Consider the following 2,708-nt stretch of genomic DNA (forward strand, 5'->3'; position numbering starts at 1 on the left):
AGGTGCGCGTCGCCGAGTTCGGCACGCACGCGGACGATGAGGTTCTGAATCTCGGCTAGCGCCGCATCATCTGCGAAACCGCCACGCCGACGACCGGCGCCTACGCGCCGTCGTCGACAGGGCAAACGTTGCCTGATGCGGCACTAGGTACCGAATGCAAGCCCCTCGGGCGTAGCGCCAAAACCCGGTCCGATCCTCCCCGAAGGCCCCTCGGCGGGCGAACGTCAGGCCGTTGCGTTCTCCACGGTGACTGCGCCGCTGCTGGCTTGGGCCAGCTCGATGATCTGCGTCATGGATAGGCTTTTGTGGAAATTGTGGCCCATGCGTTCCTCGTGGGACGAGACGACCGGCTGACTGACCTCGCGACGTCACCCGTGGTCGTCTTCAACGGGTCGAGTAGTGACGCCCTCTGAGCTCAGGATGGTGGCGAGGTGGTGGATGCCTTCCTCGATGTGATGGGGCGTGAGCCTGCTGTAGCCCATCACGAGGGCCGGCTGTTGGTCTGGCGCAGGGCTGGACCGGTAGCGGTCCAGGGGCTGTATGAGGATGCCGTGCCGGGCGGCGGTGGCGGCGAGGTGGGTTGCGTCCATGCCGTCGGGCAGCCTGACCAGGACATGTAGACCCGCGGAGATGCCTGTCGCACGGTAGGCGGGCAGCTGTTGGCGCAGGGCCGCGATGAGCGCGTCGCGTCGTTGGCGGTAGCTGCGACGGGTGCGCCGCAGGTGCCGGTCGAGGTCGCCGCGCTGGATGAACTCGGCGACGGTGGCCTGGATGATCGAGGGGGTGAATCGGTCACTGCGCGCGCGGGCGGCGACCACCTCCTCGCGTAGCGCCGGGGGGACGACCAGCCAGCCGAGCCGCAGCCCGGGGGCCAGGCTCTTGGAGAGGCTACCGGCGTGGACGACGTGATCGGGCGCGACCCCTTGGAGGGCGCCGACGGGTTGGCGGTCGTAGCGGTATTCGGCGTCGTAGTCGTCCTCGACGATGTACGCGCCGCTGGTGCGGGCCCAGTCGAGCAGGTCGATCCGTCGGCCGGCCGAGAGCACCACACCAGTGGGGTACTGGTGGGCGGGTGTGACGAGCACCGCGCCCGCCCTGGACGCGGTCAGCCGGTCCACGCGCAGCCCCTCGTCGTCGACCTCGATGGGGTGGCAGCCGGCGCCGGCCCATTCGATCTGCTCTCGCCAGTCGGGGTGGCCGGGGTTCTCAACGGCGATGCCCCGCTCGGCGAGCACCCGGGCCAGCAGGCTCAACCCGTGCGAGAAGCCGTTGCACACCACGATGTCGTCCGGTTCGCAGGACACGCCGCGGACCCTGCCCAGGTAGTCGGCCAGCGTCTCGCGTAGCGCCGGGAGACCGGCCGGGTCGCTGTAGCCGAGTGACTCGTCGGGTAGGGACCGCATCGTCGCACGGGTCGCGCGCGCCCAGGCCGCGTGCGGGAACAGGCCGACGTCCGGGGCTCCGGGCCGGAAGTCATAACGGACGGCGGCGGGCGGCGGGCGGTGGCGCTGTGGCCCGTCGGGCGTGGTGATCGCGTTGACGACGGTGCCCCAGCCCTGTCGGGAGGTCAGGTAGCCCTCGGCGGTGAGCTGCTGATAGGCGGCGATGACCACACCGCGGGTGACCTGGAGGTCCGCGGCGAGCGTGCGGGACGACGGCAGCCGAACGCCGGGGCGTAACCGGCCCGCCCTGATGGCATCCCGCAGGCTCCGCTCCAGCTCGGCGCGCAGGCCACGGGGACGGGAGCGGTCGATCTCCACGAACAACTCAGGCGAACTGGTACTCATAACTCGTCCATTATTGGATCTCTTATCAGCGCCACCCTATCCATACCGTTGGAGTCACGGCACGGCAGTGATGCCGCACCGGCCGAAACCGCGAAGGGACAGCCATGACGCTCGTGAACCAGCCACTGCCCACCGCGCCCCGTCTGGACGAATTGGTGGCCGGAATCCGCGTGGCGCTGAACCGCCGCGGCGACTGGCAGCGCACCGCCCAACGCGCCGCGAGCGCGCTGCGGCGCTACCTTCCCTCGCCCGAGGCGCTGACCGGGGTCCATCCCAGCGACCAGGAGGACCTACGCAGCCAGCTGCTGCACGTCGAGCCGGACGGGGCCTTCTCGATCCAGGCCATCGTGTGGCCGGCGGGCCGCACCACGCGGATCCACGACCACGTGACCTGGTGCGTATTCGGCATCATCCAGGGCGTGCTGGACGAAGAACTGTTCACGCTCGACAGCAGCGGTGACTTGCTCGTTCCGGTGGGGCGCACCACGAACGCGACCGGCGCGGTCAATGGCTTCGCCCCGCCCGGCGACATCCACCGGGTCGCGAACCCCGGCGATCACACCGCCGTCACGATCCACGTGTACGGCACCGACCTGTCCCGCATCGGCTCCAGCGCGCTGCGCTACTACGACCTTCCCGTCGGGCCATGAACGAACTCCACGCCCAGCAGCAGGGGCGGCGGCACCACGGCGGCCAGCCTGAGGACTACCACTCGCAAGCAGATCACAGGAGACGATGAATGAACGACACCGAGCCGCAGACCGCAGGCGGGAAGGTGCTTTTCCACTTCGCGATGTCACTGGACGGGTTCGTGGCGGGACCCGGCCACGAGATGGACTGGATGACCGGGACGGACAGGCCGAGCCTGCAGGATGAATACATTCAGACCACGGGTGCCGTCCTGGGGGGTCGGGACGGGTG

General features: G+C 69.5%; 3 protein-coding genes. 2 read left to right on the plus strand and 1 reads right to left on the minus strand.

Features of this window, described 5'->3' with window-relative positions; translation table 11 throughout:
- Positions 1–368: 368 nt before the first annotated feature.
- On the minus strand, positions 369–1,787 hold the full coding sequence (pdxR, locus tag ETD86_RS53780; RefSeq protein ID WP_138674300.1) for a MocR-like pyridoxine biosynthesis transcription factor PdxR: 1,419 nt from the start codon (positions 1,785–1,787) through the stop codon (positions 369–371).
- Between the two features lie 104 nt (positions 1,788–1,891).
- On the opposite strand from pdxR, the gene ETD86_RS53785 reads away from it, so the two are divergent.
- Positions 1,892–2,437 carry a cysteine dioxygenase family protein gene (locus ETD86_RS53785; RefSeq protein ID WP_138674301.1) on the plus strand — a complete coding sequence of 182 codons (546 nt, stop codon included), beginning with the start codon at positions 1,892–1,894 and terminating at the stop codon, positions 2,435–2,437.
- A gap of 89 nt (positions 2,438–2,526) precedes the next feature.
- The coding region (locus tag ETD86_RS53790; RefSeq protein ID WP_211370926.1) for a dihydrofolate reductase family protein at positions 2,527–2,708 on the plus strand (182 nt) is incomplete at its 3' end.

Origin of the sequence: Nonomuraea turkmeniaca, from assembly GCF_005889735.1 — a bacterium.
Lineage (GTDB): Bacteria > Actinomycetota > Actinomycetes > Streptosporangiales > Streptosporangiaceae > Nonomuraea > Nonomuraea turkmeniaca.

What these genes read in the sequence shown, in the direction of transcription:
- pdxR (WP_138674300.1), bottom strand. Translation starts at nt 1,787, where the DNA reads ATGAGTACCAGTTCGCCTGAGTTGTTCGTGGAGATCGACCGCTCCCGT.
- ETD86_RS53785 (WP_138674301.1), top strand. Translation starts at nt 1,892, where the DNA reads ATGACGCTCGTGAACCAGCCACTGCCCACCGCGCCCCGTCTGGACGAA.